The sequence below is a fragment of the Micromonospora sp. NPDC048170 genome (assembly GCF_040652795.1).
Lineage (GTDB): Bacteria > Actinomycetota > Actinomycetes > Mycobacteriales > Micromonosporaceae > Micromonospora.
On the sequence record NZ_JBEZMR010000050.1, the window covers coordinates 22371 to 37249 of the forward strand.

The 14879-nt window shown below is 75.2% G+C and carries 3 protein-coding genes; 1 reads left to right on the forward strand and 2 read right to left on the reverse strand.

Going from position 1 to position 14879, the window contains the following annotated elements; genetic code table 11:
- Positions 1 to 8: 8 nt before the first annotated feature.
- Both AB0D32_RS31640 and AB0D32_RS31645 read right to left on the reverse strand, forming a co-directional pair.
- A complete protein-coding gene (locus tag AB0D32_RS31640) occupies positions 9 to 3134 on the reverse strand; it encodes an amino acid adenylation domain-containing protein (RefSeq protein WP_357098215.1) in 3126 nt (1041 codons plus the stop codon).
- 146 nt (positions 3135 to 3280) lie between these two features.
- Positions 3281 to 4849, reverse strand: a complete 1569-nt coding sequence (locus AB0D32_RS31645) for a fatty acid--CoA ligase (protein WP_357098218.1) — start codon at positions 4847 to 4849, stop codon at positions 3281 to 3283.
- 488 nt (positions 4850 to 5337) lie between these two features.
- Here AB0D32_RS31645 and AB0D32_RS31650 point away from each other — a divergent pair.
- Positions 5338 to 14879 (forward strand): SDR family NAD(P)-dependent oxidoreductase (locus tag AB0D32_RS31650; protein ID WP_357098221.1); only part of this gene is annotated, 9542 nt, incomplete at its 3' end.

The window sequence follows — 14879 nt, forward strand, 5'->3', positions numbered from 1 at the left end:
GCGGCCGTTCACCCTGGTCCCGCCGGCAGCAGCAGCCGGTCGGCCTCCCGCCGCACGTGCTCGCCCAGCCAGGCGCGGTAGGCGCCGACGGACGGGCCGAGCTGGTGGTCGGTGAAGCCCCGGCGCCGTTCCAGCTCGGCGCAGCCGTCGCGCCGGAAGAGCCGGGGGTTATCGGTGAGCAGCGCCGCGAAGACCGCGCGCAGCCGCGCCTCGTCGGCGCCCGCGCCGGGCGGAAACAGGGCCAGGAGCACGGCGGCGTCGCGGTCGCCCCCGCCCGCCGCCGCACGCAGTCCCGCCAGGAACCGCCCGCAGCTCACCCGAGGCAGGGCGTCCGCGCCGGCCAGCGGCAGGTCGGTGAAGTCGACGCTCTCCGGGTGCAGGACGTGCAGCGTGCCGCCCCAGTGGCGCGGGTCGACGACCGTGGCGACGATCCGCCGGGTGGCCCAGTCCACCGGCGTCCAGTCGGAGCGCACGGGCGCGGCGGGCCGCATCCACAGCCGATGGCAGGCCGCCAGCAGCAGGTGGGTAAGGGCCCGGGGGTTGGGGTGGCCGTCGTCGGCCGCAGGCATCACCTCGCCGAGGCGCAGCACCGTGACGGTCGCACCCCGCCGCCGGGCCTCGTCGAGGTACCGCTCCGCCACCCACTTCGACCGGCTGTAGCCGCTCGTCGGCCAGACGGCGAGAGCCGGGTCGTACGTCTCGGGCAACGGCTGCGGATGGCGGGCGGCCTCGCTGTCGAGGACACCGAGGGTGGAGACGTGGTGCAGCGGCTTCGGTCGGCCCGTCAGGCAGAGCCGCAGCAGCTCGGCGGTGCCGAGGACGTTCACGGCGCGGTGGGCCCGGTAGTCGAACAGGAAGTTGACCAGTGCCCCGGCGTGCAGCACGAGGTCGGACTCGTGGGCCAGCCGGTCCCACGCCTGCGGGGTCAGGCCGAGGGCCGGGCGGCCGAGGTCGGCCGCGTACCCGTGCAGGCGCAGGCCGTGGCCGGGCCGCCACAGGCCCCGCTCGGCCAGCACGCGCACGACGCGGGCGGTGGCCGCGGCGTCGTCGGCCGCGCGGGCCAGGCACAGCACCCGGACGTCGGTGGTGGCGAGCAGCTCGTGCACCAGGCGCGCGCCGACGAATCCGGTGGCACCGGTGACCAGCACCGTATGCGGCGCCCGGCGCCGGCCGACGGGACGTACGGGCAGGTCGGCCGGGACCTTCGCGTCCCGCTCCACCAGTTCGTCCTCGGTCTCGGCGGGGTCGGCCGCGCGCAGCCGTACCGCGAGCGCCCGGGCGAGCCGGGCGGCGCTGCGGTGGGTGAACAGGTCCTGCACGCCGACGCGGAGGCTCTGGTCCGCGCCGAGGGCGGTGACCACGTCGAGGGCCTGGAGCGAGTCGCCCCCGGCGTCGAGGAAGTCGGTGTCGGGGCCGAGGTCGGGCCGGCCGAGGACCGTCCGGAACACCCCCAGCACACGGTCGGGCAGCGTCCGCGCCTCGGCTGGCGCGGCCGACGGGCGTGTCCGGTCGGCGAGCGTACGGTCCAGCCAGGCCTCCAGCGCCCGCCGGTCGACCTTGCCGTTGCCGGTCAGCGGCAGCGCGTCGCGCACGACGACGTGCCGGGGCACGTGGGTCCGGGGCAGCAGCCGCCGCAGGTGCGCCCGCACCACCGGCTCGGTGACCCCGGGGTCGGCGGCGAGGAAGAGGGCCAGCGACTTCCCCCGGTGCTCGCGGACGAGCAGGACCTTCGCCTGCCGTACGCCGGCCAGTCGGGTGGCGGCGGTCTCGATCTCGCCGGCCTCGATCCGCACGCCGTTGACCTTGAGCTGGTGGTCGCGGCGGCCGGCGAAGTGCAGCCGGCCGTCGGGGGCGATCCGGCCCAGGTCGCCGGTGCGGTAGAGCCGCGGGCCCGGGATGCCGGGCAGCGGGTTGGGCACGAACACCTCGGCGGTACGGGCCGGGTCGCCGAGGTAGCCCTCGCCCAGGCACACGCCGCCGATGACGATCTCGCCGGTCTCGCCCGGCGGCAGGGGCCGCAGCTCGGCGTCCACCACGGCGGCGTAGCAGTTGTCGATGGGCCGGCCGATGGGGATGACGTCGCCGTCGGATCGGGCGACGGTGTGGAAGATCATGCCGATCGACGCCTCGGTGGGGCCGTAGCCGTTGGTGACAGCCACCTCCGGCACCAGCTCGACCAGGCGGTGCACCGCCCACGGGTCGATCTCCTCGCCGCCGACGATCACGTTGCGCAGCGACGCGACGGCGCGCCGGGCGGCCGGGTCCCGGTCCAGGACCGAGACCAGCGCGCCGAGCACGCTCGGCACGAAGTCGGTCATCGTGACGGCCTCGTCGGCGATGGTCCGGACGGTCCGCTCGACGTCGAGGAACCCGCCCTCGACCGGCACCACCGTACGGCCGCCGGTGGTCAGCGGCCAGAACATCTGCCACACCGACGAGTCGAAGGTGTGCCGGCTGTTCTGGAGCACCACCTCGTCGCCCGTCGCGGCGAAGTAACGGGTCATGAACCGGAGCCGGTTGGCGATCCCGTCGTGCCGGTTCAGCGCGCACTTCGGGGTGCCGGTGGTGCCCGAGGTGAAGATGCCGTAGATCAGGTCGGCCGGGCCGACCGGCACGCCGGGCCGGCGGCGGGTCGGGTTGATCTCGTCGAGGTCGACGGGCAGGCAGGGGACGTCTCCGGTGTCTGGACGCGGGCCGGAGCCGCGTACCACCACGAGCCGGGGCCGGACCACCCGCAGCGAGGCGTGCAGGCGCTCCGCCGGCCAGCCGGGATCGACGGGCACGAAGGCCGCGCCGAGCTTCATCAACGCCAGGTCGGCGACGGGCAGTTCGAGCCCGTCGGCGAGCAGGACGGGCACCACGTCGCCCCGCCGGACGCCCCGCCCGGCCAGGGCGGCGGCGACGCCGTTGGCCAGGTCGTCGAGCTCGCGGTACGTCAGCGAGCGGCCCCGGAACGACACCGCCCGACGGTGCGGGTGCCGGTCGACGCGCTCTTCGACCATGCCGGGCAGGGCGATGAAGGGCCGGTCGCCGTACGGCGTCCCGGCGGCCGCCGGAGGGGTGGCGGTGCACCGGCAGGTGGGTCCGTCACAGACGGGAACCGCCGCCGCGGATCCGGTGTCGCCCGCCCTCATCACGCCTCCTGTTCCCGTGCCCGCCCGGCCTGTCGTCACGCCGCGGACGGGACGATTCCGACCCGACGCGCGGCAGGGGAAGTCAGGATTCGGCCGGAGTCAGCGGAATCTGACGTGGGAACGGTTCAGCACCGCGGTCGTCGCGGTCAGCTCACCCGGCGGTCGTGGCCCTGCCAGAATCGCTCCCGCAGCTCGCGGCGCAGGATCTTGCCGCTGGGGTTGCGGGGCACCCGGTCGATGAACTCGTAGTGCAGCGGCTGCTTGAAGCCGGCCAGCTTGCCGCGCAGGTGCAGCGCCAGGTCGCGCTCGGTGAGCTGCTGGCCCTCCACCGGCACCACGAACGCGTGCACAGCCTCACCCCAACGCTCGTCCGGCACGCCCACCACCGCCGACTCGGCGACCAGCGGATGGCGGCCGATGACGTTCTCGACCTCGGCCGGGTAGACGTTCTCCCCCGCCACGATGATCATGTCCTTGATCCGGTCACGGATGAACAGGTAGCCGTCCTCGTCCAGCACACCCGCGTCACCGGTCACGACCCAGCCGTCGACCAGCGTCTTCGCCGTGGCCTCCGGCAGGTTCCAGTACTCCACCATGGCCGCCGGCGAACGCAGCCAGACCTCGCCGACCTCGCCGACCGGTAGTGGATCGCCCTTGTCGTCGGCGACCTTGACCTCGAAGCCCGGGTACGGCAGCCCCGCCGACTGCATCTTGCCGCCGTCCGGCGTGTGGTCGGCCGGGGGCAGGCAGACGGCGGAGTTGCCGGTCTCGGTCAGGCCGTAGATCTGGGCGAACTCGCAGCCGAAGCCCTCGATGCAGCGGGTGAGCAGCGCGGCCGAGATGGGCGCGCTGCCGTAGACGATCTTCCGCAGCGAGGCGAAGTCCTCCTTGGTGACGCCGGGTTCCACGAGCAGCAGTCGCAGCATCGCGGGCACCGCGAGGGCGGTGGTGACGCGCAGCGTCCTGATCAGCTCGACCGCGCCCGCCGTGGTGAACTCGCGCATCACCACGTTCGTGACGCCCGAGGCGAAACCCATCGCCGCCCACGACAGGCCGCCGATGTGGAAGCCGCCGTTGCAGAGGAGGCTGACATCGCCCTCGCGCAGGTCGAGCCAGTCCAGGCCGGCCGAGGCGAGCGCGTCGCGTACTGCCAAGAAGCTGCGGTGCGCGAGGACGACGCCCTTCGGCAGGCCCGTCGTCCCGCTGGTGTACATCTGCGCCAGCGGGGTGTCGGGCGTGACCCTGGTCAGCACGTTCGCGTCCGGCTGCGCCGCCACCCACGCGGCGAAGCCGGCGCAGGCCACGCCGCCGGAGTCCAGCGCGACCACCTGCCGCAGCATCGGCAACTCCGGCGCCAGCTTGTCGGCGACGGCGGCCGAATCGGAGTCGACGAACAACACGGCGGCGCCGGAGTCGCGCAGGATGTGCTCGACCTCGCCGGCGGCCAGCCGCCAGTTGATCGGCACCAGCACCACGCCGGCCTTCGCCGCGCCGAAGAACAGGTCGTAGAAGTGCTCGGACTCCCTGCCGAGATAGGCGATGCGGTCGCCGGGGCGCAGCCCGGCCGCCTGGAGCCCGCGCGCCACCTGGTTGCTGACGCGGTGCAGGGTGGCGTAGTCGACGCGCCGGCCCTCGCAGATGATCGCGACGGCGTCCGGCTGCTGGGCCGCGTGCCTGCGCGCGACGTCGACGAGCGTGCGCAACTGAACAGTCACCGGGTCCTCCTCAGTGGACGTACGGACGCGGGACGTCCGCCAGCAGCGCCGGGTCGTTGGCAAATGTCGCCCGCCCGATCGGCGCGCTGTTCTTGACCGGCGATGCCGTCATCGCTATTCCTCCTTTGCGCACGAGTGCGGAATTGAACGTAATCGGCGCATGTCCATCACCCGGTAACAGTGGAAGAACTGACCCCGAGGGCCCGTACGACCAATCGGTCCAGCAGCATTTCGGGGGTTAGCGACGGGTCGGCGAGCAGCAGTTCGGTCGACAGCAGGGCCAGGTGCAGCGCCGGCCGCGAACTCCAGGAACTTCAACAACGCATCCTCGGACACGACACCGAAATCAAATACCCGTACTCGTGAATTGAGGCGTCACGGCACCAACGGGCGTCGTCCCGGCAGTTACCCGCGCGTGGACGGGCTGGGGGCACCATGGGCGCGCGGGCCCGCATCACCACTGCTATCCCACAAGAGGTTGTTGAGCCATGCAGCGTACCGATCTGCTCCGTCCCCTGCCCGAGCTGCTCCGGACCGCTGCCGCCAGGTCCGGCGACCGCGTCGCGTACGCCGACTCACGGCGTGGCGTGACCCACGGGGAGTTGGCGGCGCGGACGGCGCGGCTCGCCGGCCACCTCGCCGACCTCGGCGTGTGGCCGGCGGACCGGGTCGTCGTCCTGCTGGACGGCGTCGCGGCGGTGGAGGGCGTGCTCTCCGTCGTCCGCGCCGGTGGGATCGCCGTGCCGCTGGACCCGGCGCTCGACGACGCCGAGCTGGCCCGGCTGGTGGCCGACGCGGGCGCCGACACCGTGATCACCGACGCCGCGAACGCGGGCCGGGTGCGGGTGCCGAACCTCGTCGTCGACGGCGGGTACGACGGCGAGGCGCACTCGTTCGAGGAACTGGCGAAGACCGAGCCGTCGTCGCCGGCCCGCGACGACACCGGCCTCGACGACCTGACGCTGCTCACCTACACGGCGGGGACGACCGGCCCCCGCAAGGGGGTGCTCGCCACCACCCGCAACGCGCTGTGGCCCGCCGCGGCGGCCCAGCTGGCCGGGCTCGGCTGCGCCGAGGACGACCGGGTGCTGTGGACGCTGCCCGTGCACGCCTGGTTCGGGCAACTCGTCGCCGCCGCGGCGGCGGGCGCGACGGTACGGCTCGCCGGCGGCCTGTCCCCCGAGCAGACGCGTGCCGCACTCGCCGCGCTGGGTGGCACCGTGCTGGTGGGCACCGGCGCGACGCACCGCGCCCTGCTGGGCGCGCCGGTCCCGGACGCGGCGGCGGTACGGCTCGGTCTGGCCGTCGGCCCCGTGGACCCGGCGCTGCGCCGGGAGTTCGAGGCCGCGTTCTCGGCGCCCCTGCTCGCCGGCTACGTCACCACCGAGACGTCCGGCCTGATCGCGGTGAGCTGGCCGGGCGGCGACGCGGAGCGGCGCTGCCTGCCCCTGCCGGGCCTGAGCGTCCGGGTGGTCGATCCCCGCTCGGGCGCCGATCTCAGCCCCGGCCAGGAGGGTGAAGTCTGGGTCAGCGGCCCGAACGTGATGGCCGGCGGCTACCACGAACTCGTCGCCCGCACGGCCGAGGCGATGAGCGGCGGCTGGTACCGCACGGGCGACCTCGCCCGCCGCGACGACTCCGGGCACCTCACGGTCACCGGCCGGCTGGCCGACGCGGTCGAGGTCGACGGCGAGCGCGTACGGCTGGACCGGATCGACGCGGTGCTGCGCGGCATGGCCGGGGTGGCCGACGCGGCAGCCCTCGCCGGGCCCGACGGTCCGGTCGCGTTCGTCGTCGGATCCGACGTGGACGCCGCCGGCCTGCTGGCGCAGTGCCGCGCGGAGCTTCCTGCGGCGGCCGTGCCGGTCGAGACATACCTGGTGCGGGATATCCCGCGCACCGCCCTCGGCAGCCCCGCCCGCCACCGGCTCCCCGAGCTGCCCGCCCGCCTTGTCGGCGTGGCCGCGTCGCCGCCCGACCGGCTGCACGCGATGCGCTGGGAGCCGGCGCCGGAGTCTGGCTCCGAGGCGGACGAGGGTCGGCTCGCCTGGGCGGTCGTGGGCCCGCCCGAGCTGACCGTCGACCTCACCGACGACGACCTCACCGTCGACAGCTACCTCGACCACACGGCGCTGTCCGAGCTGCTGGCGCGGGTGCTCGACGAGGACCACCCGGCGGACGCGCGCCTGGTCGTACTGACCCGGGGCGCCCTGCACGGCGACGACGCCACGGCCCCCCGACAGGCCGCCGCCTGGGCGGTGGCGCGGGCCCACCAGCTCCGCCGCCCCGGCCGGCTCGTGCTCCTCGACGCCGACCGGGTCGGCATCGAGGAACTGCGCGCGGCCGTGGCCTGCGGCGAGGACGTGCTGGCCCTACGCGAGGGCGAACTGCTCGTGCCCCGGTACGCGGCCGTCCCCGCCCTGCCCGGCGCCGCACCGCTGCATGGCGCGGTCGTGCTCGTCGCCCGGTCGTACGACGCGGCGCTCGCCCGCCACCTCGTGGCGGCCCACGACGTACGCGAACTGGTCCTGGTGGGACCGGACGACGTGCCGGCGGGCGCCCCGGCGGAGCTGGCGGCGTTCGGCGCCGGGGTCTGCGTGCACCCGGGCGTGCCGTTCGACCCGGAGACCCTGGCGGTCGTGCTCGGCGACCGGCCGGTCACCACCGTCGTGGCGGTGGACCTCACGGTCGAGGAGACGCTGGCGCTGCACACCGCGACGCTCGGACGCGCCCCGGCCGGCCTCGTGCTGCTCACCGACGGCGGCGACGTCGCCGCCACCGTCGCCGCCGACGCGCTGGTGCGGCACCGGCACGCGCTCGGCCTGCCCGGCGTCTCCGTGGCGTGGACCGCTCCGGGGTTCCTCCCGCCGCCCCCGGCACGACGTCCCGCCCTCCTCGACGCCGCGCTGGCGGCGGCCGAGCCCTGCGTGGTTGCCGCGCGCCGTGTGCTGGCTGCCGAGGGCGGCGACGAAGGCACCCGGAGCGCCCTGGCCGAGCGGCTGCTGGCGATCCCGGAGAGCGACCGGCTCGGCCTGCTGCGCGACGTCGTGCGGACCGCGACCGGCGAGGTCCTGCGGGACCAGGCGCCCGAGACCATCGACGGCGAGACGCCGTTCCGCCAGCTCGGCTACGACTCGCTCATCGCCGTGCAGCTGCGCAACCGGCTCTGCGCCGCGACCGGCCTCACGCTGCCGGCGAGCCTGGTCTTCGACTATCCGACGCCGGACATCCTCGCCAGCCACCTGCTGGACGCCCTGGGTCTCGGCGCGGCCGAGGCGGTGCCGGCCACGGTCGAGTCGTACGACGAGAGCGAGCCGATCGCAATCGTCGGCATGGCCTGCCGCTTTCCGGGCGGCATCGCCTCCCCGGACGACCTGTGGCGGGTGGTCGAGAGCGGCACGGACGTCGTCGGCGACTTCCCCACCAACCGTGGCTGGGATCTCGCCGCGCTGTTCGCCGGTGACGGGCCGGGCACGTGCAGCGCGACCGCCGGCGGTTTCCTGCACGACGCGGACGAGTTCGACGCGGAGTTCTTCGGCATCAGCCCCCGCGAGGCGCTGGCGATGGACCCGCAGCAGCGGGTGCTGATGGAGACCGCGTGGGAGGCGCTGGAGCACGCCGGTATCCCGCCGGCCTCGTTGCGGGGCAGCGACACCGCCGTCTTCACGGGCCTGCACGTGCAGGACTACGGCCGGGTCGGGCACAGCGAGGACGACGGCGTCGACGGCTTCCTCATCACCGGCACCCACGGCAGCGTCGCGTCCGGCCGGATCGCGTACGCCCTGGGCCTGGAGGGCCAGGCGATGACCGTCGACACCGCCTGCTCGGCGTCGCTGGTCGCCCTGCACCTGGCCGTACGCGCGCTGCGCGCGGGCGAGTGCGCGATGGCGCTGGCGGGCGGGGTGACCGTGATGTCCGGCACGGGGACCTTCACCGAGTTCTCCCGGCAGAACGGCCTTTCGCCCGACGGACGGTGCAAGGCGTTCTCCGACGACGCCGACGGCACCGGCTGGGGCGAGGGCGCCGGTGTGCTGGTGGTGGAGCGGCTCTCCGACGCCCGGCGCAACGGCCACCCGGTGCTGGCCGTCGTCCGTGGCTCGGCGGTCAACCAGGACGGCGCCTCCAACGGCCTCACCGCCCCGAACGGGCCCTCGCAGCAGCGGGTCATCCGCGCAGCGCTCGCCAACGCGGGCCTCGCGGCCGGCGAGGTGGACGCCATCGAGGCGCACGGCACCGGCACCTCCCTCGGCGACCCCATCGAGGCCCAGGCCATCCTCGCCACCTACGGCCAGGACCGCGAACAGCCCCTCTGGCTCGGCTCACTCAAGTCCAACATCGGCCACACGCAGGCCGCCGCCGGCGTCGGCGGGGTCATCAAGATGGTCCTCGCCCTGCGCAACGGGCTGCTGCCGCGCACCCTGCACGTCTCGGAGCCGAGCCGCAAGGTGGACTGGTCGGCCGGGGCGGTGGCGCTGCTGACCGAGCCGGTCGCGTGGCCCGCCGGCGACCGTCCGCGCCGGGCCGCCGTCTCGTCGTTCGGGATGAGTGGGACGAACGCGCACGTGATCATCGAGGAGCCGCCCGCCGCCGACGCCCCGGACGCCGACGCCCCGGACGCCGACGCCCCGGACGCACCGCCGCCGGTGCTGCCGTGGCTGCTGTCGGCGCGCTCCGAGCAGGCGGTACGGGAGCAGGCCCGCCGGCTGCACGACCACCTCGCCGACCGGCCCGGGCTGTCGGTCGCCGACGTCGGTCGGTCCCTCGTCACCACCCGGGTCGCCTTCGGCCACCGGGCCGCGGTCACCGGCGCCACCCGGCAGGACCTCCTCGACTCCCTCGCCGCCCTCGCCGCCGGTCAGAGCACCGCCGACGTGCTCACCGGCACCTCCCGCCCCGGCGGGCTGGCGTTCCTGTTCACCGGTACGGGCGCCCAGTACCTCGGCATGGGCACCGAACTCGCCGCCGCGTACCCCGTCTTCGCCTCCGTCTTCGACGAGGCCTGCGCCGAGCTGGACCGGCACCTGGACCGGCCGGTACGCGAGATCATCCGCAGCGACGACCTGCACCGGTTCGCGTACACGCAGCCCGCCCTGTTCGCCTTCGAGGTCGCCCTCCACCGGCTCGTCGAATCGTGGGGCATCCGCCCCGACTTCGTGGCGGGGCACTCCCTCGGCGAGCTCTCCGCCGCGTACGTCGCCGGCGTCTGGTCGCTCGCCGACGCCGCGAAGCTCGTCGCCGCCCGCGCCACCCTCATGGCGGCCCTGCCGCTGGGCGGCGTGATGGTCGCGGTGCAGGCCACCGAGGAGCAGGTCACCGGGTACCTGAGCGACCGGGTCGGCATCGCCGCCATCAACACCCCCACCGACCTGGTCATCTCCGGCGACGAGGACGCCACCCTCGCCGCCGCCGAACAGCTCGCCGCGCTGGGCCACAAGACCAAGCGGCTACCCATCCCCCTGGGCGCGCACTCCCACCTGATGGACCCGATGCTCGACGACTACCGCGCCGTCGCCGCGTCCATCACCCACCACGAACCCCGCATCGGGCTGATCTCCACCGTCGACGGGCAGCCGCTGCGCTCCACGCCCGAGCACTGGGTCACCCAGGTCCGCCGGGCCGTACGCTTCCACGACGCCGTCAACGCCCTCACCACCGCCGGCCGCGTCGAGACCTTCCTCGAGATCGGCCCCGACACCGTCCTCGCCACCACCACCGGCGACGCCACCGGCATCGCCACCATGCGCCGGGGACAGCCCGAGACGCACAGCCTCGCCCGGGCCGTCGGCCACCTCTTCACCGTCGGGACCGGCCTCGACGCCGACGCCTACTTCCCCGGCGCCCGCGAGGTGCCGCTGCCGACGTACCCGTTCCAGCGGCGGTCGTACTGGCTGCGGCCGACGGCCGGGGGCGACGTGGGCGCGGCCGGCCTCACCGCGGCGCGCCACCCGCTGCTCGGCGCGGTGCTGGGCGTCGTCGACACCGACCGGCTCGTGCTCACCGGGCGGCTCTCCCTGCGCGAGCAGCCCTGGCTGGTCGACCACGCCGTCCTCGACACGGTGCTGCTGCCCGGCACTGCATTCCTCGAGCTGGCCGCGCACGCCGCCGAGCACACCGGCAGCGGCACGATCGAGGAACTCACCCTCCAGGCCCCGCTGACGTTGACCGAACAGCAGCGGGTCAACCTCCAGGTGTGGGTCGGCCGACCCGACGAGCAGGGCCGCCGCGAGTTCGGCGTGTACTCCCAGCAGGCCGGGCACACGCCGGGCGCGGAGTGGAAGTGCCACGCCTCGGGCACGCTGGCCGACGCACCCGCGCCGGCTCCGGTGGCCCACGAGTGGCCGCCGCCCGGCGCGGAGCCCGTCGACGTCGGCGACTTCTACGGCTGGCTGCTGGCGCGTGGCTTCTGCTACGGCCCCGCCTTCCAGGGCGTACAGGAGGTGTGGCGGCGCGGCGACGAACTGTTCGCCCGGGCCACCCTGCGCGCCGAGGACGAGCCGGCCGCCGTGCGCTACGGCGTACACCCGGCGCTGCTCGACGCCGCCATGCACCCGCTCGTGCTGCACGTCGACGGCGGCGGGGACCCGGCGGGCCGGGCCTGGCTGCCCTTCTCCTGGCGCGGGGTGCGGGTGCACCGCCGGGGGGCCTCGACGCTGCGGGTCCGGCTGACCCCGGCCGGCGAGAACACCCTGCGGGTGAGCACCACCGACGACGACGGCAACCCGGTGCTGAGCGCCGACGCGGTCGCGGTCCGGCCGGTCACCACGGATGGCCTGGCCGGCGCGAGCGGCCCCACCGCCGCGCTGTACCGCCAGGAGTGGGTGCCCGTGGGCGCCCCGGCCGGCGCCGGCACGCCCGACGTCGAGGTGTTCCGCGTCGAAGCGGGCGACACCGCCGACGCCGTACGGCAGTCCCTGCACGACACCCTGGCGGCGGTCCAGCGGGCCGCGGCCGGCACCGCGCGGCTGGCCGTGGTCACCCGCGGCGGAGATCTCGCGGGCGCGGCGGCGTGGGGCCTGGTCCGCTCCGCGCAGACCGAGCACCCGGAACGCTTCGTCCTCGTCGAGACCGACGGCACCGACAAGTCGGAGCGCGCCCTCGCCGCCGCGCTCGCCACCGGGGAGCCGCAGCTCGCCGTCCGCGACGGGGCGCTGACCGTGCCGCGGCTCGCGCGGCACGCCTCCGCCGCCGCCGAGCGCCGGCTGTTCGACCCGGCCGGCACGGTCCTGATCACCGGCGGCACGGGCACGCTCGGCGCCGCGCTCGCCCGCCACCTGGTCACCCGGCACGGCGCGGAACACCTGGTCCTCGCCTCCCGCCGCGGCTCGGCCGCACCGGGCGCCGCCGCGTTGGCCGAGGAGCTGGCCGACCTGGGCGCCGGCTCGGTCGCGGTCGTCGCGTGTGACACCGCCGACCGCGAGGCGCTGGCGGCGCTGCTCGCCGGGCTCTCCCGGCCGCTGGCGGGGGTGGTGCACACCGCGGGCGTACTCGACGACGGCGTCCTGGAGTCGCTCACGCCCGAGCGTCTGGACGCCGTACTGCGGCCGAAGGTCGACGCCGCGCTCAACCTGCACGAGCTGGCGGGCGACGTGGAGCTGTTCGTGCTCTACTCCTCGGTCGCGAGCGTCTTCGGCACCGCCGGGCAGGCGAACTACGCGGCGGCGAACGCGTTCCTCGACGGCCTGGCCGCACTCCGGCGGGCCGGGGGCCGGGCCGCGACCTCCCTGTCCTGGGGTCTCTGGGCGGAGAGCAGCGCGATGACCAGCCAGCTCGGCGAGACCGACCTGGCCCGCATCGCGCGCGGCGGCATCCTCCCGCACAGCGTCGAGGAGGGGCTCGCGTTGTTCGACGCCGCGTGCCGCTCCGACGAGGCGCACCTGGTGCCCGTCACCATCGACGTCGCCGCGGTACGCGCCGCGCCGGACGCCGCGCCGACCCTGCACGGCCTGGCCAGGAGGCCGCGCCGGCGGCAGGCCGCGACCCGGCCGGGCGCCTCCGCGCTGGCCCGCGAGCTGGCCGGGCGCAGCGAACAGGAGCAGCGCGCGCTGCTGCTCGACATCGTGCGTACGCAGGTCGCGACCGTGCTCGCCCAGCCGGACGTGGACGCCGTCTCCGTGGCCGAACCGTTCCGCCAGCTCGGCTTCGACTCGCTGATGGCCGTCGAGTTGCGCAACCGGCTCAACACCGCGACGGGGCTGCGCCTGCCCGCGACGCTGACCTTCGACTACCCCACCCCGGAGGCCCTCGTCGAGTACCTGCGGGGCGAACTGGGCGGCCGCGAGGACGAGCGGACGCCCGTCGCGGCGGCGGTCGTCGCCCGGCCGACCGACGAGCCCATCGCGATCGTCGGCATGGCCTGCCGCTACCCCGGTGGCGTCAGCTCGCCGGACGAGCTGTGGCAGCTGCTGCTCGACGGTCGCGAGGGCATCACCGGCTTCCCGACCGACCGTGGCTGGCAGCTGGACACGTTGTTCGATTCCGATCCGGACACCCCCGGCACCAGCTACGTCGACCAGGGCGGATTCCTGCTCGACGCGGCCGGGTTCGACGCGGAGTTCTTCGGCATCAGCCCCCGCGAGGCGCTGGCGATGGACCCGCAGCAGCGGGTGTTCCTGGAGACCTGCTCGGCGGCGCTGGAGAACGCCGGCCTGCGGCCGGACGCGCTGCGCGGCTCACCCACCGGCGTGTTCACCGGCCTCATGACGCACGACTACGCCGCCGGGGCGAGCGCCGTGCCCGGCGGTGTCGAAGGGTTCCTGGGCACCGGCACCGCGGGCAGTGTCGCCTCCGGCCGGGTGGCGTACACGTTCGGGCTGGAGGGGCCGGCGGTCACCGTCGACACCGCCTGCTCGTCGTCGCTGGTCGCGCTGCACCTCGCCGTACAGGCGCTGCGCTCCGGCGAGTGCTCTCTCGCGCTGACCGGCGGCGTGACCGTCATGTCCACGCCCAGCCTGTACGTCGAGTTCTCCAAGCAGCGGGGCCTCGCCCGCGACGGCCGGTGCAAGTCGTTCGCCGCCGCCGCCGACGGCACCGGCTGGGCGGAGGGCGTCGGCGTACTGGTGGTGGAGCGGTTGTCCGACGCCCGGCGCAACGGTCACCGGGTCCTCGCCCTCGTCCGCGGCTCGGCCGTCAACCAGGACGGCGCCTCCAACGGCCTCACCGCCCCCAACGGGCCCTCTCAGCAGCGGGTCATCCGGTCGGCGCTGGCCAACGCCGGGCTGTCGGCGAACCAGGTGGACGCCATCGAGGCACACGGCACCGGCACCTCCCTCGGCGACCCCATCGAGGCCCAGGCCATCCTCGCCACCTACGGCCAGGACCGCGAACAGCCCCTCCGGCTCGGCTCACTCAAGTCCAACATCGGCCACGCCCAGGCCGCCGCCGGTGTCGGCGGGGTCATCAAGATGGTCCTCGCCCTGCGGCACGGGCTGCTGCCGCGCACCCTGCACGTCGACGAGCCGTCGCCGAAGGTGGACTGGTCGGCGGGCTCGGTCGCGCTGCTGACCGAGCCGGCCGAGTGGCAGCGGAACGGCCACCCGCGCCGCGCGGGGGTGTCGTCGTTCGGCGTCAGCGGCACGAACGCGCACGTGATCATCGAGGAGCCCCCCGCCGAACCGGACGGCGCCGCCGCCGGCACGTCGACGCCGGCCCTGCCGTGGCTGCTGTCCGCCCGCTCGGAGCAGGCCCTGCGGGAGCAGGCCCGGCGCCTGCACGACCACCTCGCGACCCGGCCCGAACTGCCGGACGCCGACGTCGCCCGTTCCCTGGCCGCCCGAGTCCGGTTCACGAACCGGGCCGCCGTCGTCGGGACCGACCGGCGGGAACTCCTCGACGGCCTCGCCGCGCTGGCCGCCGGCCGGGACGCCGCCAACCTGGTCACCGGCACCCCCGGGGCCGGCAGGTTGGCGTTCCTGTTCACGGGGCAGGGCGCGCAACGCCTGGGCATGGGCGCCGAACTCGCCGCCACCCACCCCGTCTTCGCCACCGCCTACGACGAGGTCTGCACCGCCCTCGACGCGCACCTCGACCGGCC

Excerpts from the sequence above, each read along its gene's own strand:
- AB0D32_RS31640 (WP_357098215.1), bottom strand. The coding sequence starts at position 3,134 with ATGAGGGCGGGCGACACCGGATCCGCGGCGGCGGTTCCCGTCTGTGAC.